23 protein-coding genes are annotated in these 23,788 nt (G+C 62.0%); 7 read left to right on the forward strand and 16 right to left on the reverse strand.

All coding sequences use genetic code 11. The features are described from left to right. Window positions 1-422 precede the first annotated feature (422 nt). From J2X19_RS03925 to J2X19_RS03955, 7 genes are all read right to left on the reverse strand, one after another. Window positions 423-1,391 (reverse strand): glycosyltransferase family 2 protein, encoded by a 969-nt coding sequence (locus J2X19_RS03925; protein ID WP_310370825.1) that lies wholly within the window; start codon window positions 1,389-1,391, stop codon window positions 423-425. Beyond that, window positions 1,388-2,500, reverse strand: a complete 1,113-nt coding sequence (locus tag J2X19_RS03930) for a GNAT family N-acetyltransferase (protein ID WP_310370827.1) — start codon at window positions 2,498-2,500, stop codon at window positions 1,388-1,390. The genes J2X19_RS03925 and J2X19_RS03930 overlap by 4 nt, the downstream gene beginning before the upstream one ends. An 18-nt stretch (window positions 2,501-2,518) precedes the next feature. Continuing rightward, window positions 2,519-3,655: a DegT/DnrJ/EryC1/StrS family aminotransferase gene (locus tag J2X19_RS03935; RefSeq protein ID WP_310370829.1), complete on the reverse strand. Its 1,137-nt coding sequence runs from the start codon at window positions 3,653-3,655 to the stop codon at window positions 2,519-2,521. 107 nt (window positions 3,656-3,762) lie between these two features. Beyond that, the gene (locus J2X19_RS03940) at window positions 3,763-4,449 is read right to left on the reverse strand and encodes an ABC transporter permease (RefSeq protein ID WP_310370831.1); all 687 of its coding nucleotides are present in this window, start codon (window positions 4,447-4,449) and stop codon (window positions 3,763-3,765) included. Window positions 4,450-4,473: 24 nt separating this feature from the next. Continuing rightward, window positions 4,474-5,334 carry a hydrolase 1, exosortase A system-associated gene (locus tag J2X19_RS03945; RefSeq protein ID WP_310370832.1) on the reverse strand — a complete coding sequence of 287 codons (861 nt, stop codon included), beginning with the start codon at window positions 5,332-5,334 and terminating at the stop codon, window positions 4,474-4,476. Next, window positions 5,331-6,155, reverse strand: coding sequence for a hydrolase 2, exosortase A system-associated (locus J2X19_RS03950; protein ID WP_310370835.1), 825 nt, complete (start codon window positions 6,153-6,155; stop codon window positions 5,331-5,333). Before J2X19_RS03950 ends, J2X19_RS03945 begins: the two co-directional genes overlap by 4 nt. Window positions 6,156-6,170: 15 nt before the next feature. After that, window positions 6,171-6,422, reverse strand: coding sequence for an acyl carrier protein (locus J2X19_RS03955; protein ID WP_310370837.1), 252 nt, complete (start codon window positions 6,420-6,422; stop codon window positions 6,171-6,173). A gap of 125 nt (window positions 6,423-6,547) precedes the next feature. Between J2X19_RS03955 and J2X19_RS03960 the strand changes: the two genes are divergently transcribed. The 4 genes from J2X19_RS03960 to J2X19_RS03975 all read left to right on the forward strand — a co-directional run bounded on the left by J2X19_RS03960 (window position 6,548) and on the right by J2X19_RS03975 (window position 12,305). Next, complete coding sequence (locus tag J2X19_RS03960; RefSeq protein WP_310370839.1) at window positions 6,548-8,140, forward strand: acyl-CoA ligase (AMP-forming), exosortase A system-associated; 1,593 nt, start codon at window positions 6,548-6,550, stop codon at window positions 8,138-8,140. Between the two features lie 13 nt (window positions 8,141-8,153). Beyond that, window positions 8,154-9,398 (forward strand): pyridoxal-dependent decarboxylase, exosortase A system-associated, encoded by a 1,245-nt coding sequence (locus J2X19_RS03965; protein WP_310370841.1) that lies wholly within the window; start codon window positions 8,154-8,156, stop codon window positions 9,396-9,398. Window positions 9,399-9,500: 102 nt separating this feature from the next. After that, on the forward strand, window positions 9,501-11,357 hold the full coding sequence (locus J2X19_RS03970) for a hypothetical protein (RefSeq protein WP_310370843.1): 1,857 nt from the start codon (window positions 9,501-9,503) through the stop codon (window positions 11,355-11,357). Window positions 11,358-11,528: 171 nt separating this feature from the next. After that, on the forward strand, window positions 11,529-12,305 hold the full coding sequence (locus tag J2X19_RS03975; RefSeq protein WP_092761431.1) for a ferredoxin--NADP reductase: 777 nt from the start codon (window positions 11,529-11,531) through the stop codon (window positions 12,303-12,305). A gap of 11 nt (window positions 12,306-12,316) precedes the next feature. Here J2X19_RS03975 and J2X19_RS03980 read toward each other — a convergent pair whose 3' ends face one another. The 4 genes from J2X19_RS03980 to J2X19_RS03995 form a co-directional block, all read right to left on the reverse strand. After that, complete coding sequence (locus J2X19_RS03980) at window positions 12,317-13,597, reverse strand: RNA polymerase sigma factor (RefSeq protein WP_310370846.1); 1,281 nt, start codon at window positions 13,595-13,597, stop codon at window positions 12,317-12,319. A gap of 13 nt (window positions 13,598-13,610) precedes the next feature. After that, complete coding sequence (locus J2X19_RS03985) at window positions 13,611-14,021, reverse strand: VOC family protein (protein WP_310370848.1); 411 nt, start codon at window positions 14,019-14,021, stop codon at window positions 13,611-13,613. Between the two features lie 45 nt (window positions 14,022-14,066). Next, complete coding sequence (locus J2X19_RS03990; protein WP_310370849.1) at window positions 14,067-14,486, reverse strand: YciI family protein; 420 nt, start codon at window positions 14,484-14,486, stop codon at window positions 14,067-14,069. A 116-nt stretch (window positions 14,487-14,602) separates the two neighbouring features. Continuing rightward, complete coding sequence (locus tag J2X19_RS03995) at window positions 14,603-14,965, reverse strand: YciI family protein (RefSeq protein ID WP_310370851.1); 363 nt, start codon at window positions 14,963-14,965, stop codon at window positions 14,603-14,605. A 62-nt stretch (window positions 14,966-15,027) separates the two neighbouring features. Between J2X19_RS03995 and J2X19_RS04000 the strand changes: the two genes are divergently transcribed. Next, complete coding sequence (locus J2X19_RS04000) at window positions 15,028-15,510, forward strand: molybdenum cofactor biosynthesis protein MoaE (protein ID WP_310370853.1); 483 nt, start codon at window positions 15,028-15,030, stop codon at window positions 15,508-15,510. A 4-nt stretch (window positions 15,511-15,514) separates the two neighbouring features. On the opposite strand, the gene J2X19_RS04005 is transcribed toward J2X19_RS04000, so the two are convergent. Then, window positions 15,515-16,429 carry a 4-hydroxy-tetrahydrodipicolinate synthase family protein gene (locus J2X19_RS04005; protein WP_310372633.1) on the reverse strand — a complete coding sequence of 305 codons (915 nt, stop codon included), beginning with the start codon at window positions 16,427-16,429 and terminating at the stop codon, window positions 15,515-15,517. Between the two features lie 216 nt (window positions 16,430-16,645). Further along, on the reverse strand, window positions 16,646-17,224 hold the full coding sequence (locus J2X19_RS04010; protein WP_310370855.1) for a hypothetical protein: 579 nt from the start codon (window positions 17,222-17,224) through the stop codon (window positions 16,646-16,648). A 199-nt stretch (window positions 17,225-17,423) separates the two neighbouring features. Here J2X19_RS04010 and clpB point away from each other — a divergent pair, with 199 nt between their 5' ends. Next, window positions 17,424-20,015, forward strand: coding sequence for an ATP-dependent chaperone ClpB (gene clpB / locus J2X19_RS04015; RefSeq protein WP_310370857.1), 2,592 nt, complete (start codon window positions 17,424-17,426; stop codon window positions 20,013-20,015). Between the two features lie 69 nt (window positions 20,016-20,084). Here the strand turns inward: clpB and J2X19_RS04020 are convergent, their stop codons facing one another. Then, entirely contained in the window at window positions 20,085-20,387 is a 303-nt protein-coding gene (locus J2X19_RS04020) for a chaperone modulator CbpM (RefSeq protein WP_116604661.1), read from the reverse strand. Further along, the gene (locus tag J2X19_RS04025; protein WP_116604660.1) at window positions 20,384-21,304 is read right to left on the reverse strand and encodes a DnaJ C-terminal domain-containing protein; all 921 of its coding nucleotides are present in this window, start codon (window positions 21,302-21,304) and stop codon (window positions 20,384-20,386) included. The genes J2X19_RS04020 and J2X19_RS04025 overlap by 4 nt, the downstream gene beginning before the upstream one ends. Before the next feature lie 148 nt (window positions 21,305-21,452). On the opposite strand from J2X19_RS04025, the gene J2X19_RS04030 reads away from it, so the two are divergent. After that, complete coding sequence (locus tag J2X19_RS04030) at window positions 21,453-21,758, forward strand: hypothetical protein (RefSeq protein WP_310370862.1); 306 nt, start codon at window positions 21,453-21,455, stop codon at window positions 21,756-21,758. A gap of 27 nt (window positions 21,759-21,785) precedes the next feature. Here J2X19_RS04030 and J2X19_RS04035 read toward each other — a convergent pair whose 3' ends face one another. After that, entirely contained in the window at window positions 21,786-23,672 is a 1,887-nt protein-coding gene (locus tag J2X19_RS04035; RefSeq protein WP_310370864.1) for a 7TM diverse intracellular signaling domain-containing protein, read from the reverse strand. Between the last annotated feature and the right edge of the window lie 116 nt (window positions 23,673-23,788).

The raw sequence follows: 23,788 nt of genomic DNA on the forward strand, positions 1-23,788 counted from the left end.
ACGTAAGTCGTTAAAAATCAACGACTTACGTTTCCATCTACCGTCCAGTGCCGTCCAGGTACTCACACATTCTTCACACATTTGTTGGCTCCGTCGGCTATCTCGGGCAAGCCCGGTAGGCATGCGGTGCCGTGCTTCGCTGGCGGCTTGTCAAACTCCAGTGATGGGCTTTGCTCTACCCTGCACCCGTACGTGCGGATTCCTATTTCCGTATCTTTGTGCTCTAGTAGCTTAGCGCTATAGGTTGGATTCTCGCCCTGACTGAGCAGATGGCTGGCAATGTTGTGCCGCAGTTCGTATGGGTTGCGGTACGCACTCCAGTCCGCTTGCGCAGCGAATCTCACAAGGTTTTGCATAGTTCCGTATCGCTCGCCTCGGCCGTGCCGGTGCGCGGATCTAACCGTCAATGAAAGCATGCAGGATCAGTATCCTTTTCGCCGAGTTAACGAACTTGCCAGAACCAATGGAAGTAATAGGAAACTGGAGGGATCAAGGAGGAAATGTTCCCGCAATAATGAATAAGGTAATTTTTTACGATGAAAAATTCGATGCAGCAAATCTTGTCCAAATGAAAGCCGCAGATTTTTCAAGTCAATGTTAATGTGAGAGTGCTGAAATGGTGTGATTGGAAAAATTTTGCAGATTAATTTTTTGTATTTTATTTCATTGTGAATGCGCAATAGATTTTTTTCGCTTCCCCAACCAGTGCCGGCATATATATTTACTCCTCGACCATATGTGGCTTCGGATTGGTTTGAAAAAGATGTTCTGGCTCCGCTATGTGCTATATCCATCCAAAATAAATAGTCCTCACCTGCGTTGGTGAATTCAACTTTAAAACGTTTGTCCTGAAAACGTACGAAGTCGTATACGACAGTGGATGTTCCAATTACATTGCCTCGAATAATTTGGTCTAACAAATCTCCTTGGTAGGCATGTATATTTTCTTGTGGTATATCAATTTTTGGATGATCTATTGGTTTAATGCGACCAGCTCTTGAAAATGCACCAATTGTTGAACCCAATTGATAGTGATCAGCAAAATAAAAATCAAATCCGGCGCCCATTGCAGCTACAGCGCGCAACAGGTGATCAGTTGACCATTCATCATCCGAATCCAGAAAAGCAATGTAGCGGGTCTGCGGCGGTGCGTTGTTGATACCTGTATTGCGCGCGGAGCCGGGACCCCCATTACTTTGTCGAATTATCTGTAGTGTGTGGTTTTTGGGATTTAGATTTTCTAATTCCGATTCCGCAGAAATAGGGGATGCATCATCCACTACAAGAACATGTACAGCCATGCCCGGTGATTGCTGGGCTTCAATACTGGCCAATGCTCTGGCGAGTATTCCAGATTCCTTTTGGTAGTAGGGAATTACAACGGTGATCACGGACTGGATTCCTGCGGGGATACGTTGGCATGGTTGGCCGCTGCAGCCTGTGGAATTGCAGCAGTAACATGATCAGTCTTCTTTTGCCTACGCTCGGCCAATTTTTTTAGCCAACCCCACCGGTAGCATGTTAGATGGTATAGCGTTCGCTTGTTTTCAGTCCATCGTGTATGCCACTCCATCATTCTGCCGTAATATTCTAGGCGCCGTATTTTTCCTTCGCCGAATATATGTTCAATTTCATCTTGACTTAATAGGAATGCAGGCGAGTAGGCTTGAATAGATTCATCGTAGGTTGTTTTTAGAATGACCAATGTGTCTTGACGCTGTATGCATAAGTTCAGCGCAACTGTTTTTTCATTGAATAGATATTCGTAGACGACTGCACCATCGTGTTGGGCTGCATTTTTGAGTAACTGTATATAAAACTGCCCTTGCTCATTATCTGGATGTATGGCCGTGCCTTCAGAGGCCTTCCATCCGGAGCTCTCCAGCACGCCGTACCGTGCTATTGCATCGGCCATTTCTCCGGGCGCTCTCAGTACACGCATGCTAGTGACAATACCTTCTGCCGCAAGCTTGTTTCTTTGTTTGCGCATGTTTTGGCGCAGGTTTTTGCCACGGGCTGCCCAGTAGTCATCAAATGTGCCAGTAATGTCGATCCATCCGGTGTCGATGTAATCGATAAGCTTGGTGTCCGCCTGGTCGGGTTCGCGTGGCGCGATCAAGGGATCTACTTGGGTCATAGAGAAGCCTAGGCATAGGCCGAGGGGGCCGTTGATTAAGCTGCGCGCGAGATCTGTCGCATTGAGGGTGTTTGCCGCTACCCACACACCTAAAGGTAACTGTGACGGCTGGAAGGTACGCCATTGGAGCAAGCCATCGGGTACCAGCACTAGCATGGCCACAATTGAGTCGAATTGCTTCGCAACTAACAGTCTTTCCGCGCCCGAACCAAATATGGAGAGCGCCAATTGCACTGCGTGGGCTGTCATAAAGGGCAAATTGGCACGGGTGGCGTTGAGGCGATCCCATTCGTCCATTAAACCAGTGGTTTGCTGGAGTGCATTGGCGGGCAGATTTTGCCAGTGAAGTGTGGAGGCGTGCATGCGTATGGGTGTGCGGCTTTACCGCGATGTTTCAGCTGGGCACAGCGTTGCTTGCTGTGCTTTTAGTAAGTGCAACAGCATTTCTGCCGTGTGATCAATATCTGCCGTACTGAGGTCTTGGTGACACAGCAGTTGTAGCACGTGGTGGCTCCATAAGGGCCCCATATCTTGCGGTAAGGTCGGCGTGCCCGGCCAGATGCGATCCCAACGAAAAACCGGAAGTTTGAGCGAACGCAATGCTTGGTAAATTTCGTCTGGTTCGTCCACCCACAAAGGAAAAACATATGGGGCAGTGGATGCTGCCGAATTGAGGGTGTCGGGAAACAAGGGCCGCGCCCCTGACACATCAACAAAGTGTGCAGCATAGCTGGCGAAGTTTTGCTGACGCCGGGCGATGATGCGGCCACGGGGGAGCGTTGCTTTCAATGCCATAGATGCCGATAACGGTGTTTGCCGAATGCGCGACATATCGCATTCCCGCATCATGGTGCTTGCCATGGGTTGCACAGCGGTCTCCTGTGCAGTGGGCGTCTGCGTGCGAAAATTTTTGAAACGAAACAAAGGTGCCAGCAAGGCACCGACACCGCGCAAACGCTGGTAGCGTGTGGCAAGTTCCATCACATCCAGCCAACCTTTGAGCTGAGCCTTCAAGGATGGATTTTCTAGTTGCAGTGGCGTAATAGGGCGGTGTGCTGAAGCGAGTAGACCGGCTTCTGGTACGGGGAAGAATTTGGACAAGCTGGCGGTCGCAAAGTCGCCCCAAGCTCCAACGGCTCTTTCTCCTGCTTCCCCAAAGTAGCAGTGTGCACAATCCTCAATAAGTGCAATCCCGTGCTCATCGCACCATTTACGGACTTTATTCAGTGACTGGGCCAGACCAAAATAATGCGGAACCAACATGGCTTTGCATTCATTTAGCGTTGCAGGGTTGATCGCATCAAGATGGGGAAGTCCATTCGGCAGCAAGCCAAAATAGGAGACTTTCAGATGGGCGAGTAGCACGGGCGCCACCATGGTCGGGCAGTGGTAGGTGGGCACAAGTACCGCACTGTTCGCAGGTAGTTTGAGCTGCAATAGCGCCTGGTAGATGGCAGCTCGGCCACTGGTTGTGAATACTGTGTGGGGCAGCGACTCGACACTGCGAATGTTCGGCATGTTCGTGCGCCCGAAACTGGACCAGTCGAGTACGGGTCCTCGAGGTAGTGCGCGTGGAGTGGCCTTGAGTTCTTTGGAGTTACTTTGCAAACAACACTCTCTGGGGGTTATTTGGCAATATCGGTGGATGACTTGCCGGTTTCGTCGTCCACCGTTTCGGGGTCTGTCCATTTGCCTGCTTCCTTGAGCTTATCTCTCAGGGCGGGTTGGATGAATCCTAAGGCATAGGACTTGTGGGCCTGTGCAAGCGCCTTCCCATATTCTTTGAGGTCAAAGTAATTCAGACCCAGGTTGTAGTGGGTAAATGCATTCTCCTTGTCTTCTGCGCCTGCCGCTGCGAGGTCTAGTTGGCGAACCGCATCAGTGTTGCGGCCATTTTTTGCCAAATACATCGAATAAATCATGCGTGAAATTGCATCATCTGGGCGAAACCGGATGGCTCGCTCAAAATAGCATTCGACGGAATAACGCATATCTTTGGGAATCGCTGTTTTACTTCTCTCCCCATATCGCATCACGGACATCAAGGCCCGGTGGTGGTTTGGAAACGCCCGTAGCGTGTAGTCCAGATCTCCTCCCAGATAGCCAGCGTTGCCCTTGATGAGTGCTTCGACGGCTGGAGTGAAATGCGCGATTTCAACCAGATGCAAATTGTTGCCGCGTTCAACCCGATAGTCGAATGGCCCAAATGCATTTTCCAGCGAGCCACATTCCGCGCTTGCAACTTGTGCGAACGATGAGGGGCTGAGCAGTATCAAAAAGATAAAGAAATAATTAAATAATCTGAGTTTCATTGGAAACATCCTTCTTTAACCCCATCATTTAATTGCATTACTTGTCGTCGCTAGCCAATCCAATGTCAGGTTCTCTACGGTGGTCTGTGCCAATCGATTGGAAAAAGTATGGTCAGCGTTGGCCAGATCGTGTCTTTCCAGTCGTGCCTGCTTAAGAGCCTTGGACCAAGCGGTGTCCGCGTCAGCGTACTCTAGAAATTCCTTGGCCGTGTAATCGTTACCGCTGAGCAGCAGCAGGATGCGACCATCAAAATCCGTCCATGCATTTGCCATACGCTGCTGAAATGGCAGGTCGCCTGCACCTCGTGAAGGCGAGGCCGCCTTGGAAAGGCGAATATTACGGGCTAAACCTTTCAACGCGCCCCAGGCTACTTGGCCACTGAGCAGCTTGGTCCAGAATGTACGCTGCATCACGCGCTGAATGTAATAGTGCTTGACCTGCGTGCGCGCCAAACTGGTCTCGGAGCGCACCCATGGATTTAGCAAGCATAGCCCGGTCACACGGGTATCTTTCGTGTCTTGCAGGTAGAGCAGTGCGGCGGAGGCCGCATCGCATAGACCCCAGATGACCGTGCTGCGAATCTCTGGTGCGTGCTCGTGCAATGTGTTGATCGCAGCCGCGATATCTGGGCTGGCATCTAGGAAGTCTCTGGCACTACCGCTGCTATCACCCATGCCACGGTAGTCGAAGCGCAGCACCGCGTAGCCGGCGGTGGCCAATCTGCGAGCCAACAATACAAATTGCCGGTGGCTGCCAGCACGGTATTGAGGCCCGCCCACCGCAATTACCACACCCACTTGCGCTTGTTCTGCGGGCAAGCTGAGGATCCCAACTTGTGTCTCTTGGGCGCAAGAGAACAGCACGGCTTGTTCTGTTGTGCTCATTGGGCGACCATGGCGGCAGCGGGTTGATCCAATGCGGCCAGTGTGGCGATCAGCAGGTTCGGAGCCTCTTCTATTTCACTGGTTTGCCAGAAGGCTGGTCCTTCAACCACTTGGCTGCGCACCCTAACCCCGGCGTTTTGCCATGTCTGCAGCTGTTTGGTCGAAGCTGGCGACAATTCAGCACCTGCCTGGGTAGATACATCCAGCCACTCAAGGCGGCCAGCTGAAGTCGGTGGTGTCAACGTGGCTAGCTCCATGCCCGACGCCAGGTTTGCGGAAAGCACATAGCCTGCAATTTCGACGGATGCGCCTGCCGCCAATTGCTGCCGCAGGCCGTCCATTACTGCTTTTGCATTGCCGCTGGCCAGATCACCTGCTGCCTTGAGGCGTAAAAATTGTTGCACGAGTGGCTTGCCTGCCGGGGTGGGAGACCAAAAAAGAAAGTTACATGTCTCGTTCAGCTGTTGGGCGGCTTGTGCAGCTAGCAGGCAGCCTGCCCGCAGCCCCCATAGCCACAGCGGCGCATCACCCTTGCTGCGCAACCATTGGCAGGCAAAGACTATATCGTCGACCCAGTCCTGCCAGCTCGCATCGCCAAAGTCTCCAGAGCTATCCCCGCATCCCGTTAAATCCAGTTGCAAAACCGTGTATCCAGCACTCGCCATTGCCCGTGCTTGCAAGGCCGCCATACGACGGGATTTGTTCATTTCTTCGGCAAAGGGATGCACGTAGACAACCAGCCCACGGGTAATGGCACTTTGCGAAGGGTGGAACATGGCAAACCTCTGGCCAGACCCCAGAGGCAGGAAGAACGCTTGCATGCGACGTTGGAAGTTTCAGGCGTTAAGTTTGTCGCTGACAAAGTCGGTCAACGAACCAACCGTGGCAAATGTCGAGCCATCCATATCGTCGTCGTCCACCGTCAGGCCAAAATGCTCTTCCAGGCTGGTGATCAGTGATACAACGGCCATGGAATCCAGCTCGGGAATGGCGCCGAGCAAATGGGTTTCGCGGGTAAAAGCAGCGCCGCGGCCATTCAGGCTCAGCACCTCGTCCAACACCCGAATGACCTCCTGTGTCACATCCATGGAAAACCTCTGTTTTATTTGCTAAAAGTAGGCCGCATTCTAGGCGGCGCATACACAGTTGGCGCCTGAATCCCTGTGCGATACTTTTGAGAATCCCTGATTTTTACGGCGCCAGCTCTATCTCTATGCGTGAATCCACTCTTTTGCATGAACTTATTGCCGAGTCAGCCCAGCGGGCGCCGCTAAACCGGGCGCTCACCCACGGCGCCGCATCCATGGGGTATGGCGAACTGCAGCAGGCCGTCACCGGTTTTGCTGCAGGCTTGATGGGCTTGGGTCTGGCGCGCGGCGAGCGGGTGGCGATTTACCTGGAGAAGCGCTTTGAAACCGTGGTGGCCAGCTTTGGCGCGCCGGCCGCAGGGGCGGTCTTTGTGCCGCTCAACCCCTTGCTCAAGCCCGAGCAGGTGGCCTTCATCTTGCGCGATTGCAATGTGCGCGTGCTGGTGACTTCGCCCGACCGCCTGGCGCTGCTGGCCGGAGTGCTCGGCGATTGCCCCGATGTCCGGCATGTGGTGGTGACCGAACCCGCGCCGCAGCCCAGCCCCGGCCTGCCGCAAACTGTGTGGTGCGATCTGCTGGCCGCGCCGCCCCGTGCCGGGCACCGGGTGATTGATACCGACATGGCTGCCATCCTGTACACCTCGGGCAGCACCGGCAAACCCAAGGGCGTGGTGCTGTCGCACCGCAATATGGTGGCTGGTGCAAAAAGTGTAGCAAGCTATCTAGAGAATACCAGCGCTGACACCTTGTTGGCTGCCTTGCCTTTGTCTTTTGATGCCGGTTTCAGCCAGCTGACCACCGCGTTCTTTGTCGGCGCGCGGGTCGTGCTGCTGAACTACCTGATGCCGCGCGATGTGCTCAAAGCCATGGAGCGCGAAGGCGTGACCGGCCTGACCGCCGTGCCGCCCCTGTACATCCAGCTGACCCAGCTCGAATGGCCTGCCGCGATTGGCGACAAGCTGCGTTACTTTGCCAACACCGGTGGCCGCATGCCGCGCGAAACCCTGGATCTGCTGCGCCAGCGCGTGCCCAAGAGCCAGCCGTTTCTGATGTACGGCCTGACCGAAGCCTTCCGCTCCACCTATCTGCCGCCTGCCGAGGTGGACCGCCGCCCCGACTCCATCGGCAAAGCCATTCCGAATGCCGAAATCCTGGTGCTGCGCGAAGACGGCAGCCCTTGTGCCCCGGACGAGCCCGGCGAACTGGTGCACCGCGGCGCCTTGGTCGGCCTCGGCTACTGGAACGATGCTGAAAAAACCGCCGAGCGCTACAAGCTGCTGGCTGCAGATGCGCCCGGCCGCCAGGCCGGCCTGCAACTGCCCGAGTACGCCGTGTTCTCCGGTGATACCGTGCGCATGGACGCTGAAGGCTTTCTGTACTTCATTGGCCGGCGCGACGAAATGATCAAGTCTTCGGGCTACCGCGTCAGCCCCACCGAGGTGGAGGAAGTGCTGTATGCCACCAAGCGGGTCGGCGAGTGCGTGGCCTTTGGTGTCGAACACCCGGCCTGGGGCCAGGCGATCCAGGTGATTGCCACTGCGCCGGACGACGCGCCACTCGACACCGCGGCCTTGCTGGCCGACTGCCGCAGCCGCATGCCCGCCTACATGGTGCCCGCCCACGTGGAGGTGGTGGCCGGGCCCTTGCCGCGCAATCCGAATGGCAAGATCGACCGCAAATGGCTGTCCACCGACTGGGCCGAGCGCCACGCCAACTGAGCAACTTTTATATATGACCGCCATCGACCGCCCCATCCCCGTCCACGCTCCGCTGTCCCAGTTTCCTGTTCGCGACGGCGAGCTGGTCGTGGGCGGCATGCCCTTGTCGCAGCTGGCGGCGCGGGTGGGGCAGACCCCGTTCTACGCCTACGACCGGGCCCAGCTGCGCAACCGCGTGGCTGAGCTGCGCACCGCCTTGCCTGCCAGTGTCAAGCTGCACTACGCGATGAAGGCCAACCCGATGCCGGCCGTGGTGGGTCTGATGGCGGGTTTGGTGGATGGCATTGACGTGGCCTCCGCTGGCGAGCTCAAGGTGGCGCTGGACGCCGGTGCCGATCCGCAAGAGGTCAGCTTTGCCGGCCCGGGTAAGCGCGAGTCTGAACTGCGCCAGGCCGTGGCCTCGGGCGTGCTGGTGAACCTGGAATCCATGCGCGAAGTGCACCTGCTGGCGCAGATTTCGCAAGACCTGGGCCTGGCTGCCCGGGTCGCAGTGCGCGTGAATCCCGACTTCGAGCTCAAGGGCTCGGGCATGAAGATGGGCGGCGGCCCCAAGCAGTTTGGCGTGGACGTGGAGCAAATGCCCGAGCTGCTGGCCGCCATTGGCGCCGCGGGCCTGGCGTTCGAAGGCTTCCACCTGTTTGCCGGTTCGCAGAACCTGCGCCCCGAATCGATTTGCGAAGCCCAGCAAAAGTCCTATGCGCTGGCCGTGCGTCTGGCCGATAGCGCGCCGCAGCCGGTGCGCTTTCTGAACCTGGGCGGCGGTTTCGGCATTCCGTACTTCCCAGGCGAGCAGCGCATCGATCTGCAGCCAATTGGCGACAACCTGGCAGCGCTGGCCGAGCGCGCCAAGACCGAGCTGCCACAGGCGGCGTTCGTCATCGAGCTCGGCCGCTACCTGGTGGGCGAAGCCGGCGTGTATGTGGCCAGCGTGCTGGACCGCAAGGTTTCGCGCGGCCAGGTGTTCTTGGTCACCGACGGCGGGTTGCACCACCATTTGTCAGCCTCGGGCAACTTCGGCCAAGTGATCCGCAAAAACTATCCGGTGGCCATCGGCAACCGCATGGGCGCGCTGGATACCGAGCCGGCCTCGGTGGTCGGTCCGCTGTGTACGCCGCTGGATCTGCTGGGCGACCGCATGGTCCTGCCCAGGGCCGAAGAGGGTGACCTGGTGGTGGTGTTCCAGTCGGGCGCCTATGGCGCCAGTGCCAGCCCGCAAGGCTTTCTAGGCCATCCGGCCTGCGTGGAAGTGCTGGTCTAGGCACGCCCCGGGGTGGACCCGCGCAGGACTGTCTCGGCGCTGCTGGCGCTCATCTGTTTCGGCGCCGGTCTGGGCTTGGCAGCCGCCCATCCGGCGGCACCCATGCTGGCACTGCTGGGTTTTTACGCGGCCAGCGTCACCGCGGCCTGGCGGCCCAGCCTGTGGCTGTTTGCGGTTCCGGCAGGCCTGCCGTTTCTGAACTTCGCCCCCTGGACCGGCTGGCTGGTCTTTGACGAGTTCGACCTGTTGATGCTGGCCGTGCTGGCCGCGGGCTATTTCCGCATCGCAAGGCAGCCGATGGGGGAGCCGTTCTTCTGGCGTCGCAAGCTCTCCTTTTCTACGCTGGCCATCGTTGTGCTGGCCAGCGCGGGCCTGCTGGCCCTGCTGCGCGGGGTGCAGGACGCAGGTGGTTGGCGCTGGGGCTGGTTCCAGGGCTATGCGGACCCGCTGAACAGCTGGCGCATCTTCAAAAGCCTGCTCTGGGCCAGTTTGTGCATGCCCTTGCTGCAACAGGACTTGCGCCGCTCACCCGTGCAGGCCTGCAAGCGCCTGGCCGCGGGCATGCTGGCGGGCCTGGTGTGCGTGACCCTGGTGGTGCTGTGGGAGCGCGCGGCGTTTCCGGGCTGGTTCAACTTCACCGCCAAATACCGCACTACCGCCTTGTTCTGGGAGATGCATGTGGGCGGGGCGGCAATCGATGCCTACCTGGCCTTGTCTACGCCCTTCGTGGTCTGGGCTTTGCGCACGGCCCGGCGGCCCTGGCAATGGGCCTGGGGGGCGGTGCTGGCCCTGCTGGTGGCCTATGCGGGCCTGACTACGTTTTCGCGCGGCGTCTACCTGTCCATGCTGGCACCGCTGTTTCTGCTAGGCCTGCTGCTATGGGCGCAAAAAGCCGGCCTGGACCCACGGCTGCTGGTGCGGGCCATGTGGCAGCGCCGACGGCCTGTGGGTTGGCGTTCCAAGGCGGCCTGGGCGCTCAGCCTGGCGCTGGTCGCCGAAGTGGCGGGTGTGCTGACGGGTGGCAGCTTCATGGCCGACCGCCTGGCCGACACCGAACGCGACTTCGGCAGCCGGGTAGAGCATTGGCAGCGCGGCCTGGACCTGCTGCAAGACCCGGGCGATCTGCTGCTGGGCAAGGGCCTGGGCCGCCTGCCTGCCAACTACGCACGCAGTTCGCCGTTGGGCGAGTGGTCCGGCCATGTGGCGTGGCAGCCAGCGGGGCTGCAGTCACCGGCCCACCTGCAGCTGTTCGGCCCCGATACCGATAGCGAGCTGGACGGCCTGTACGCCATCACCCAGCGGGTGCAGCTGGTACCCGGCCAGCGCTACCAGGCGGCGCTGCAGGTGCGGGTGCAGCGGCCGGTCGACGTCTATCTGCAGCTGTGCGAGCGGCATTTGCTCTACCCGGCGCGCTGCCAGGACGGGTATGTGCAGCTGCGGCCCTCGACCAAGGTGTGGCAACAGCTGAGCGTGCCCTTGCGGGGCCGCAACTTCACGGGCGGACCCTGGTACGCGCCGCGCTTCGGCGTGCTGGCGGTCTCTATCTGGGGAGCCGGGGAACATGTGGATTTCCAGTCCATACAGTTGCGGACCTCGCGCGGCAAGGAGCTGCTGGCCAACGCCGACTTTGCCGACGGCCCGGCCCGCTGGTTCCCGGTGGCGCGCTCGTACTACCTGCCCTGGCATATCGACAACCTGTACCTGGAGCTGTTGATCGAGCGCGGTCTGCTCGGCCTGCTGCTCACGCTGGCGGTGCTGGGCGCTGCGCTGTGGAGCCTGGTGTTGGGCCGGGCCCGGCAGCAGCCGCTGGCGCCCTACCTGGCGGCGTCGCTGAGCGGGGTGGCGCTGGTCGGCCTGGTCAGCAGCGTGCTGGACGTGCCGCGGGTGGCTTTTCTGCTGTTTTTCTTCGCATTTTTCGCGCTACGTCTGGGGCGGCAGCCTGCGCCCACCGCTGCATAAAACCGCGTTGCTATATTAATAATAGCTGCTTGCGCAGGCGGGATATGCGGTATGTGCTTATTTCTTTTGGTTTTACCTTGGAGCGCAGAGGGTGGCTGCGCCCCGCGCCGGGTGGGGTGCTCGGCTGTAGGAAAATAGCGCCAATTTTCACCATCCCAACCTCCATCTGACATGAGTGCTTTCAACGAAGAAACCGTGCTGAGCGTGCACCACTGGACCGACCGCCTGTTCTCCTTCACGACCACCCGCGATCCATCGCTGCGTTTCAGCAACGGCCACTTCACCATGATCGGCCTGCGCAAGGAAGACGGCAAACCGCTGCTGCGCGCCTACAGCATCGCCAGCGCCAACTACGAAGAGCACCTGGAATTCCTGAGCATCAAGGTGCCGGACGGCCCACTGACTTCGCGCCTGCAGAACATCAAGGTCGGCGACACCATCATCGTTGGCAAGAAGCCCACCGGCACCCTGGTCACCGACTACCTGCTGCCCGGCAAGCATCTGTACCTGCTGTCCACCGGCACCGGCCTGGCGCCGTTCCTGAGCATCGTGCGCGACCCCGAAACCTATGAACGTTTCGACCAGGTCATCGTGGTCCACGGTGTGCGCCAGGTCGAAGAGTTGGCCTACCACGACATGCTGACCGAGCATCTGCCGGCGCACGAATTCCTGGGCGAAATGGTCACCAGCAAGCTGCGCTACTACCCCACGGTGACCCGCGAGTCCTACCGCAACATGGGCCGCATCACCGAGCTGCTGCACAACGGCAAGCTGTTCACCGACCTGGACCTGCCCGAATTCGACCCGGCCATCGACCGCGTGATGCTGTGCGGCAGCCCCGGCATGCTGGTCGACCTAAAGCACATGCTGGAAGCGCGCGGCTTCCACGAAGGCAATACCTCGACGCCCGGCCACTTCGTGGTCGAGCGTGCGTTTGCCGAAAAGTAAAAACGGCGCGGCTAGCGGAGCGCCTGCGCGCGTTCCAGCAGCAAAGCCCGCTCGCGGGTATTGAGCGCCAGGCTGGCGGCGCGTTCGAATTCGGCCCGGGCTTCGTCCCGGCGGCCCAGTTTTTCCAGCAGATCGCCGCGCACGCTGGGCAGCCACTGGTAGGCCTGCAGCGATGTCTCGTTCTGCAGCGCATCGATGATCGCCAGCCCGGCCGCTGGCCCATAGGCCATGCCCACGGCGACCGCGCGGTTCAGTTCCACCACCGGTGACGGCGCGCTGCGCGCCAGGGCTTCGTACAGCCCGGCAATCTGCGCCCAGTCGGTCTGCTCGGCGCGGTGCGCACGGGCATGGCAGGCGGCGATGGCGGCTTGCAGCGCATACGACCCCAATGGCTGCTGCTGGGCCGCAGCCAGGGCGGTAGCCCGTTCCAGCGCCAGCAGGCCGCGGCGGATCAGCAAGCGGTCCCAGCGGCTGCGGTCCTGCGCCAGCAGCAGCACCGGCCGGCCGGCCGCATCCACCCGCGCCGCGGTCCGCGAGGCCTGCAACTCCATCAACGCCAGCAGGCCATGCACCTCGGCGGCATGGGGCGCCAGCCCGGCCAGCATGCGGCCCAGGCGCAGCGCCTCCTGGGTCAGGGCCGGGCGCATCCAGTCTTCGCCGGCAGTGGCGGTATAGCCTTCGTTGAACACCAGGTAGACCACTTCTAGCACCGAGGCCAGGCGCTCGCCCAGCGCGGCGCCGCGTGGCAGTTCGAACGGCACCCGGGCCTCGGCCAGCGTGCGTTTGGCGCGCACGATGCGCTGGGCCACGGTGGGCTCGGCGACCAGAAAGGCCCGGGCGATCTCGTGGGTCGTCAGCCCGCACAGCAGCTTCAGGGTCAGCGCCACACGCGCCTCGGTGGACAGCAGCGGGTGGCAGGCGGTGAAGATCAGCCGCAGCAGGTCGTCGCCGATCTCGTTGGCGCGGGCGGCGTCCAGCGCGTCCACAAAGTCGGGTTCCAGCATCGCCTCTTGGGCCAGCAGATCCTGGCCTATCTGCTCCAGCTTTTCGCCCAGCAGCTTGCTGCGGCGCAGGCTGTCCAGCGCGCGGTGCTTGGCCGTGGCCATCAGCCAGGCGGCGGGCTTGTCGGGCACGCCCTCGGTCGGCCAATGCTCGAGCGCGGCCATCAGCGCGTCCTGCGCCAGCTCTTCGGCCAGGCCGACATCGCGCACCATGCGCGCAAGCCCGGCGATGATCTTGGCCGACTCGATGCGCCACACCGCGTCTATCGCCTGGTGGGTGGCCGAATGCATGGGGAGCGCGGGGTTATGCGCCGCTCTGCATGGCGGCCATGTCCATATAGGCCAGCTCCCAGATGTGGCCGTCCAGGTCTTCAAAGCCGTGGCTGTACATGAAGCCCAGGTCCTGCGGTGCGTTCGGTGCCGTGCCGCCGGCTGCCAAGGCCTTGGCCACCAGTGCGTCGACCTCGACCCGGCTGTCGCAAGACAGGCAGATCAGCACCTCGGTGCTGGTGGCCGTATCGGTAATGGTCTTCTTGGTGAAGCTCTGGAAGAAGCTCTCCACCAGCAGCATGGCGTAGATGGTCTCCGAGATCACCAGGCAGGCGCCTTTTTCGTTGGTGAATTGCGGGTTGAAGTCGAAGCCCAGGCTGCGGAAGAAGGCTTGGCTGCGTTCCATGTTCTTGATGGGCAGGTTGACGAAGATTTGGCGGGCCATGGTGGTTCCTTTCAGGTTTGTGGGTGGGTGTTGGGTGGGTGCGGCTTATTGCGGCTTGTCGCCCATGCCTATGTCGCGAAAGCGTTCCAGGGTGTCGCTGGGTGGGAAATCTTCCAGCTCGAACAGCTGGCGCACCTCGATCTCGGCGTCCAGCCCTTCACCGACGGGGTTGGGGTAGCGCCGGGTCCATTCCAGCGCTTCGTCGCGCGAGCGCACCTGGATCAGCGTGTAGCCGGCGATCAGCTCCTTGCTTTCGGTAAACGGCCCGTCGATCAGTTGGCGTTGGCTGCCGCTGTAGCGGATGCGCCAGCCTTTGGAACTGGGCTGCAGGCCCGAGCCGTCGAGCAGCACGCCGGCCTGGGCCAGCTGCCCGTGGTAATCGGCCATGGCGGCCATCAGGCTTTCGGGGGGCACGACACCGGCTTCGGAGTCGGGTGTGGCTTTGATAATGACCATGAATCGCATGGGGTTCTCCTGGGTAGTGAAAAGGATGGAAGACTTTGCGGGTCTTCATCCCCACGACGAACGGGGAGACGCGAAATCGACAAACAAATACTAGGTGCAAACCCTGATGCTGCAGATCAGGTCGCGTCTTCGAAGCAGGGCGCGAGTGCCCGCACTTCCACCGTACACCACTCGGCCGCCGGGCAGGTGGCTGCAATCGCCACCGCTTCCTCAAAGCTCTGGCAATCGAGCAGGAAGAAGCCGCCCACCATCTCCTTGGCTTCGGCGAACGGGCCATCCATGCGCTGCACCCGGCCGTCCTGCCGCTGGATGCGCGTGGCGCTGGCCTGCGAGGCCAGGGATTCGCTGGCGAGCAGCAGGCCGCGGGCCTGCAGGTCGGCGCCAAAGTCCAGCATGCGCTGGTAGACCGCACGGCCTTCGGCCTCGCTGCGGCTGCGTCTTTGCTCGGTCGGCTCCAAGATCAAAAGCATGTAGGGCATGGCAGTCTCCAGGTGGTGGCCGGATGATAAACAGCGGCCGCCATGGCTGGCAAAATGTACGCATGACCACGCCGCGCGTCCGCATCCAGACCCAGGACTTCGATCCCAGCACCGAGCTGGCCGCGCTGCGCCAGGGCGACCGGCGTGTGGGCGCGGTGTGCAGCTTTCTGGGCACGGTGCGCGACTGGCACCCGGACGCCAGCGCCGAGGTGCTGAGCATGGAACTCGAGCATTACCCGGGCATGACCGAGAAGGCCATCGAAGCCATGGTCGACGCGGCTTTGGCCCGTTTCAACATCTATGCCGTGCAGGTCATCCACCGCGTCGGCCTGCTGCAGCCGCTGGACCAGATCGTCTGGGTGGCCGTGAGTTCGGCGCACCGCGGCGAGGCTTTTCAGGCCTGCGAATTCCTGATGGACTACCTGAAGACCCAGGCGCCGTTCTGGAAAAAAGAGCAGACGCCGGAAGGCGCGCGCTGGGTCGACGCCCGGGTCAGCGACGACGCCGCGCTGCAGCGCTGGGGCATTAAGGCCTCCAACGTCTGACGGCTCAGACGGGCGGTAGGTTCTGGTCCAGCGTGACCAGCCGGTCTACCAGGGCTTGCGAGGCTACCGTCATCGGCGCCCGCAACTCTGCCTGCATCAGCCCGTAATGCGCCAGCCAGCCCTTGATCGGCCCGGGATTCGGTTCGGCAAATTGGCCGGCGATCCAGGGCAGCAGCGGCTGCCACAGCGTCCGGGCCTGCGGCAGATCACCCTCGGCAATCGCCTGCATCACTTTTACAAACCGTTGCGTATGGCCATGGGCGCTGGCGGATATTGCACCCGCGCCGCCCTGGGCCAGGGTGCTGAAGAACTGCGCATCTTCGCCGGTCAGGACTTGCAGCGCGCCGCTGGCGACCAGGGCGGCGGTCTTGGCCGCATCGCCACCGCAGTCCTTGATGGCGCGGATGCGCGGGTGCCGGGCCAGCTGCAGCAGGGTGGCCAGGTCCAAGGTGGCGCCGGTGCGGTAGGGAATGTCGTAGATGATCAGCGGCACCTGGGATGCGTCGGCCAGGTCGGTGAACCAGCGCAGCAGGCCGGACTGCGAGGGCCGGATGTAGCAGGGCGCGGTGACCAGCAGGCCGGCGACTGGCTGGGCGCTGGTGGCTTTTACCGCAGCCAGCATCTTGGGCAGGTGGTAGCCCGACAAGCCCATCACCACCGGCAGGCCCTGGGCGGCTACCAGCACCGTATCCAGCACGGCTTGCTGCTCGGCTTCATCCAGCGACGCGGCCTCGCCGGTGGAGCCGCAGGCGACGAAGCCGGCAATGCCCGTGCCGCGCAGCCGCTGCACCAGCCGCGCCAGGGCCGGGTGGTCTACCGCACCGTCGGCGAAAGGGGTGACCAGGGAAATCCACAGGCCAGAAAAATCATCGAGAGAATGCACGCTTGTTTCCTTTGACAAAGACCGATGGAGAACCATCTTCAAAGGAGCGCGGACCGGACGGGGAGGGGGGTAGAGTGTCGGTTCCATCGCTCATCTGAGGACGGAACCGCAGCTCCGGTCAGATGAGCTGGGGTTTTTTGGATGCACCGGCGGCCACGCTGCTGCCACGCAGGGCGAGGCACTGCGTGGTCATGGGTGTGGCGCTGGGATGCATGGGCCGATTGTACGCACGCACGGGCTTGGCCCGCGTGTCTAGTTCAGGTACTTGGGCCGGTCCTCGGCGGCGGCGCTACCGGTGGACCGGCCCAGCGCCTCCTGCACTTCGCTGACCTGGGTCCAGGCGGACTGGGCCAGGGCCTGCTCCAGCAGCTGTACCAGGCCGTGCACCAGCGGTGGCGCCAGCTCGACCTGGAAGCCGCGCGGGGATTTTTGCTCGGGCAACTGTTCGTTGAAGGCGATCTTCAGGGGGCCGCTGGCCACCGGTGTGATCCGCACCTCGGTCACCAGCAGCGGGGCGGTGCCTAGAGGCAGGGTGACGGAGGCTTCCGCATCCTGGTCCTGGTAGGGGGTGGAGAAGTCGGCGCTCTTGAGCACGGCTTCGCGCTGGAAGTCGGCCAGCATCTTCTTGCTGGCTTCGTCGTGCAGATGGGCGGTGAAGCTGTCCTGCCGGGCGATGTGTTCGACCACGGCCTTGTTCAGCGTGGGCCACAGGGCCAAGGTCAGGCGGCGGGTGAACCAGAGGCGCATTTCACTGCCTTCGCTGGTGTTGATGCGCACCAGAATGCGGTCTTGCTCCTCGATGTAGCGCGCCGATAGCTGGTGGATATTCATGCCGCGAATTTTAGGCCTTGGCAACGCTTGAGGTGTATCACCGGTTTGCTATCGTTTTGGTAGCTTCCGGCGCAGGTGTTGATTGCGCCAGAGCCCGATTTTTTATAAATTTATTGGTTGATCTGGCGCAAAGTCTGTGCGGCGCGCAGCCTTGAAAATGCGGTCAGCCTCCCCATCTGGCACAGCATTGGAGATTCTTATGCGACAAGACAAACTCACTACCAAGTTCCAGGAAGCCCTGGGCGATGCACAAACCCTGGCGCTCGGCGCCGACCACGGCTACATCGAACCGGCCCACGTGCTGGCCGCCATGCTGCGTCAGGACGACGGCCCGCAGGCGTTGCTGCAGCGCGCGGGCGTCAACGTGCCCAGCCTGCTGGCGGTGGCCGAGGCCGCGCTGAAAAAGCTGCCCACGGTGCACGGCCAGGACCAGGTGCAGCCCAGCCGCGACTTCGTCAGCCTGCTGCAGGGCGCCGAGAAGGAGGCCATCAAGCGCGGCGACCAGTTCGTGTCCAGCGAGCTGTTCCTGCTGGCGCTGACCGACAGCAAATCTGACTTTGCCCAGCAGGTGCGCGCCAACGGCCTGACCCGCAAATCGCTGGAAGCCGCGGTCGACGCGGTGCGCGGCGGCCAGAGCGTGGACAACGCCGATGCCGAAGGCCAGCGCGAAGCGCTGAAGAAATACTGCATGGACCTGACCGAGCGCGCTCGCCTGGGTAAGCTGGACCCGGTGATCGGCCGCGACGACGAGATCCGCCGCGCCATCCAGGTGCTGCAACGCCGCACCAAGAACAACCCGGTGCTGATCGGCGAGCCCGGCGTGGGCAAGACCGCCATCGTCGAAGGCCTGGCCCAGCGCATCGTCGCCGGCGAGGTGCCGGAGTCGCTGAAAGGCAAGCGCGTACTCTCGCTGGACATGGCCGCTTTGCTGGCCGGCGCCAAGTTCCGCGGCGAATTCGAAGAACGTCTGAAGACCGTGCTGAAAGAACTGGCCAAGGACGAAGGCCAGACCATCGTCTTCATCGACGAGCTGCACACCATGGTCGGCGCCGGCAAGGCCGAGGGCGCGATGGACGCGGGTAATATGCTCAAGCCTGCCTTGGCGCGTGGCGAGCTGCACTGCGTGGGCGCCACCACCTTGGACGAGTACCGCAAGTACATCGAAAAAGACGCGGCGCTGGAGCGGCGCTTCCAGAAGATTCTGGTCGGCGAACCGACGGTGGAAGCCACCATCGCCATCCTGCGCGGCCTGCAAGAAAAGTACGAAGTCCACCACGGCGTGGACATTACCGACCCGGCCATCGTGGCTGCGGCCGAACTCAGCCACCGCTACATTACCGACCGCTTCCTGCCGGACAAAGCCATCGATCTGATCGACGAAGCCGCGGCCAAGATCAAGATCGAAATGGATTCCAAGCCCGAGGTGATGGACAAGCTGGACCGCCGGCTGATCCAGCTGCAGATCGAGCGCGAAGCCGTGCGCCGCGAGAAGGACGACTCGTCGATCAAGCGCTTCAGCCTGATCCAGGAAGAGATCGTCAAGCTGCAAAAGGAGATCGCCGACTACGACGAGATCTGGCAGTCTGAAAAGGCCCAGGCCCAGGGCAGCGCCCATGTGCGCGAGGCCATCGACAAGCTGAAGTTCCAGATCGAAGAGTTGACACGCAAGGGCGATTTCAACAAGGTGGCCGAGCTGCAATACGGCAAGCTGCCCGAGCTGGAAAAGCAGCTCAAGGAAGCGCAGGACAAGGAGTCCAGCAAGGGCGTGGCAAGTGCCCCCCGTCTGTTGCGTACCCAGGTCGGAGCCGAGGAAATCGCCGAAGTGGTGGCACGCGCCACCGGCATTCCGGTCAGCAAGCTGATGCAGGGCGAGCGCGACAAGCTGCTGCAGATGGAGGTCAAGTTGCACGACCGCGTGGTCGGTCAGGACGAGGCGATTACCGCCGTGGCGAATGCGATCCGTCGATCCCGTGCCGGCCTGTCCGACCCGAACCGGCCTACCGGCTCCTTCCTGTTCCTCGGCCCCACGGGCGTGGGCAAGACCGAGCTGTGCAAGGCGCTGGCCGGCTTCATGTTCGACTCCGAAGACCACCTGGTGCGCATCGACATGAGCGAGTTCATGGAGAAGCATTCGGTGGCCCGCCTGATCGGTGCGCCGCCCGGCTACGTGGGCTACGAGGAGGGCGGCTATCTGACCGAAGCCGTGCGCCGCAAGCCCTATAGCGTGCTGCTGCTGGACGAGGTGGAAAAGGCCCACCCCGACGTGTTCAACATCCTGCTGCAGGTGCTCGACGACGGCCGCCTGACCGACGGCCAGGGCCGTACCGTGGACTTCAAGAACACGGTGATCGTGATGACCAGCAACATCGGCTCGCCCATCATCCAGAACATGGTGGGCCAGGACTACGAGGACATCAAGGACGCGGTGCAGGACGAGCTGAAGAACTACTTCCGCCCCGAGTTCCTGAACCGCATCGACGAGACCGTGGTGTTCCATGCGCTGGACGCGAAGAACATCGAGGCCATCGCCGCAATCCAGATCAAGGTGCTGCAGGCCCGGCTGGCGAAGATGGACCTGGAGCTGCAAGTATCGCCTGCCGCCATCGCCGAGCTGGCCAAGGTCGGTTTCGACCCGGTGTTCGGTGCCCGGCCTTTGAAGCGTGCGATCCAGCAGCGCATCGAAAATCCGCTGTCCAAGCTGCTGCTGGAGGGCAAATTTGCGCCCAAGTCGGTAATTCCTGTGGATGTGGACCCGATCCAGGCGCCGGGGCAGTTCAGTTTTGGCGACTAAGCTCCAGGCTAGCCTGTTTCGGGCATAACTGAAAAGCGGCTGGATCTATTCCAGCCGCTTTTTTTATGCCTATTCCTGCTGCCCGAGGGCTTGCAGTCGTGCGCGCAAGGTTTCGATTTCTTCCAGCAGTTGCAGGGCCAGCGCGGCGCCGGCGTGGTTCACGCCCAGGTCGCGGTGCAGCCGCACCGCCACCCGCGCGCGCTGTACGTGCACGCCGGTAAAGCGCCACTGCGCGGGGGCGTCGCCCTGGGGTGTCAGAACGCCTTCTTCGACCATTTCCAGCACCACCTCGGTCTGGATGCTGCAGTGCTGGCACAGCTCGGCCAGGGTCAGGTCGGTTTCTTCTTCGTGGATAGGGGCTAGCGGGTTCATGGCTTGTCTCCCAGATGGGCGCGGGGTTGGAACGATGGGCACTGTGCGGCCATGTCGCGGTACAGCTGGGCCGTGGCTTCGCTGTCGGCCGGGGGTAGGGCGATTTGCAGCACGAAGTAGAAGTCACCCGGTGTACTGCCGGGGATGCCGCGGCCTTTGAGGCGCAGCTTGCGCCCTGCCGCCGAGCCTTTAGGGATCGTCAGGTCGACCTCGCCACCGGGCGTGGGCACCCGGATCTCTGCGCCCAGCGCGGCTTCCCAGGGGCTGAGCGGCAAGTCGAGGTAGACATCGCGCATATCGACCCGGTAGTGCGCATGCGGGCGGAAGGCGACTTCCAGGAACAGGTCGCCGGGTTTGCCCTTGCCCAGCCCCGGCGCGCCGCGCCCGGCCAGCCGGATGTGCTGCCCGGCGCGTATGCCGCGGGGGATGGTCACATCCAGCTGCACATCGCGCAGGTTAATGCGCCGTGTGGCGCCCAGGTAGCTGTCTTCCAGGTCCACCAGTATCTTGGCGTACTGGTCTTCGCCATCCACCTCGAAATGGGCGTGGCGGCCGCCGGGCTGGCCTGCACCAAAGCCTTGCCGGAATAAGCTGTCAAAGAAGTCGCTGGCGTCAGAGTCGTCCGGGGCGGCGCCGGCATCGCGTGGATGCGGGCGCTGAGTGTTCCAGTCGGGCGGCGGCCGGAAGTCCTGGCCTTCGCGCCATTGGCTGCCCAGGGCGTCGTAGGCGGCGCGCTTTTCCGGGTCTTTGAGTACCGCGTAGGCTTCGCCAATTTCCTTGAAGCGTTTTTCAGAGTCGGCGGCCTTGTTGACATCGGGATGGGTTTTGCGTGCCAGCTGCCGGTAGGCGCGCCGGATGTCGTCCTGCGTGGCGTCGCGCGCCAGGCCCATTATTTGGTAGTAGTCCTTGAATTCCATGGTTGGGTTCTCCATATGGGGCTTCAGGGCTTGCCTTCGGAAATGAGGGCGGGAACCTTCGGGTCGCCATGCGCTTCATAGTAGTGGCTGCATCTTTGTGGGCCCCAACTTTTTGTGGGGTAAGACCCGGTAGCTTACGGAGGACTTTTTGGCTGATCTTTTATCCAACCTGAGCCGTTTGGTGGTGCGGGTGTTGCTGGTGGCGATGGGCCTGGTGTTTTTTGCCAGCCTCTTGTGTGTGGTGCTGGTTTTGGCTGCGCTCTGGGGCGTGCGTGCCGCCTGGGCCAAGCTGACCGGCCAGCCGGTCAGCCCCTGGGTGATGCGGGTGAACCCGGGCGCGGGCTGGAACCGGGCCTACCAGGCGGCCGACCGCTGGCGCCCCGGTGCGGGCCGGCCTGCGGCAAGCCGCGACCTGTCTGACGTGACCGACGTGACGGTGAAAACCAAGCCCTGAGGCTCTAGCGCCTCATCTGCTAGCCCGCTAGCGCTGGCTGGCGGCGGCTTCTTGGTGGGATGACTTGGTGGCGTACATGGCGCGGTCGGCGGCGGCCAGCAATTGCTCGGCGCTGGAGCCGTCCACCGGGTAGATCGCCAGGCCTATGCTGGTGTCGATCTGCACCACATGGCCGCAGTCTAGGGTGATGGGGGTGGCCAGCGCCTCGCGGATCTTGCGGGCAATCGCCATCATGCTGGCGGCGCTGTTCACCGCGTCGAGGATCAGCACAAATTCATCGCCACCGACCCGCGCCACGGTGTCCACGCCGCGCACGGTGGAGGTCAGGCGCAGGGCGACCGACTGCAGCACGGTGTCGCCGGCGCCGTGGCCGTATTCGTCATTCACCAGCTTGAAGCCGTCCAGATCCAGCATCAGCACCGCAAAGCCGTGCTGGTTGCGCTTGGCATGGGCCATGGCGACGGCCAGGCGGTCGTCCAGCAGCTTGCGGTTGGCCAGGCCGGTCAGCGCATCGTGGTTGGCTTGCAGGGCCAGCTGGTATTCGTTCTGCTGCAGTTGCTGGTTGGCCTGCTCGAGCGCCTGGGTGCGCTCCAGCACCCGGCCTTCCAGCTGGCGTTCGCTTTCGCGCAGGGTTTCCAGGGCCGCCTGTTCGGTTTCGTGCACCCGGGTCAGGGCTTTGCTGGCGTCGTTGCGGCTGATGCGGATGCGGTCGGCCAGCGACAGCGCCAACACCAGCATTTCCAGCGCCGAGCCTATGAGGATGGCGTTGACCACCAGCGGATGCGAGGGCAGCCAGCCCAGGTTGTGCGTGGTCTTGACCACAATGGCGACCACCAGCACCAGCCAGGCGCCCAGAAAGTAGCCTGCGCCGGGCTGGCGCCGCAGCAGGCTGTAGATGCCGGTGCCGGCAATGCTGACCGAGAACAGAATGCCGGCCAGGTTCAGCAGCCGGGCAGTCAGCTGGTAGGGCAGCACCAGGGTGCCGACCGCGGTGATGGCAAATAGCCAGCCCAGGCCTTGCAGCCAACGGTCGAGCCGGCGTGCCTGGGCGGCGGTGTCCAGAAACAGGCGCGTGAACAGCAGGCCGAACAGGCCGGCCAGGGCGGCACTCGACAAGGTGGTGGCATTGCCCCATTGCGGATGGGTGGGCCAGAGGAATTCGGCGCCAAAGCCGGTCAGCCCCAGCTGGGTCAGGCCCATGCCGGCCGCAAAGCCGATGTAGGCCAGGTACAGCTTTTCGCGGATCGAGATGAACAGCAGCAGGTTGTACAGCACCAGGCCGGCCAGCAGTCCAAAGTACACGCCGAGTGCGGTGTAGCTGCCGTGGTCGTCCTGGGCCAGTGCGTCCGGCTGCCAAAGCCGCAGCGGAATCGACAACGTGCCTTCGGACGTCACACGCAGGTACAGGGTGCTGCTGCTGTCGGGGCGCAGCTGCAGTGGGAACACATGGTTGCGGTGGCTCAGTGGCCGGTCGGTGAACGGCAACTGGTCGCCCGCGACCTGGCGCAGGAAGCCACCGCCGTCTTGCGGCGTGAACAGCTCTACCTGGTCAAGCGAGGGAAAGGCCACTTCCAGCAGCCAGGCTGCGGGTGTGCTGGCCTGGGTCTGCAGATGGATGCGCAGCCAGATGGCCGATTGGGTCAGGCCAAAATTGCTGGCATTGCCATGGCTGGCCAAGGGGGTGAAGCGCTGCTGGGTGTCGGCTTGCAGGACTTGTTCCAGCACCAGGCTGCGGCCCGGGTCTTCGAGCATCTGCACGCCAGGGCCGAGCAGGTACTCCGGTGCGTTGCCGACGCTGGTGGCCGCCTGCGCCGCAGCCGGTGCATGGAACAGGGAAACCAGGGCCAGCAGGCCGGCCATCGCCATCCAGCCCAGCCAGGTGCGCAGCAGGGCCGTAGGTGTGGAAAAGCGCATGGTGGCGGTCAGAACGCGGCCGTCTGTATCAGCTGCACCATAGCTTGCGGGAGATGGGCCGGGAGCGCGGGGCAGGGTGGTATCGCATTAGTCATACAGGTTGGTTCGGCAAATAA

The sequence above is a fragment of the Rhodoferax ferrireducens genome (genome assembly GCF_031458075.1).
GTDB lineage: Bacteria > Pseudomonadota > Gammaproteobacteria > Burkholderiales > Burkholderiaceae_C > Rhodoferax_B > Rhodoferax_B ferrireducens_A.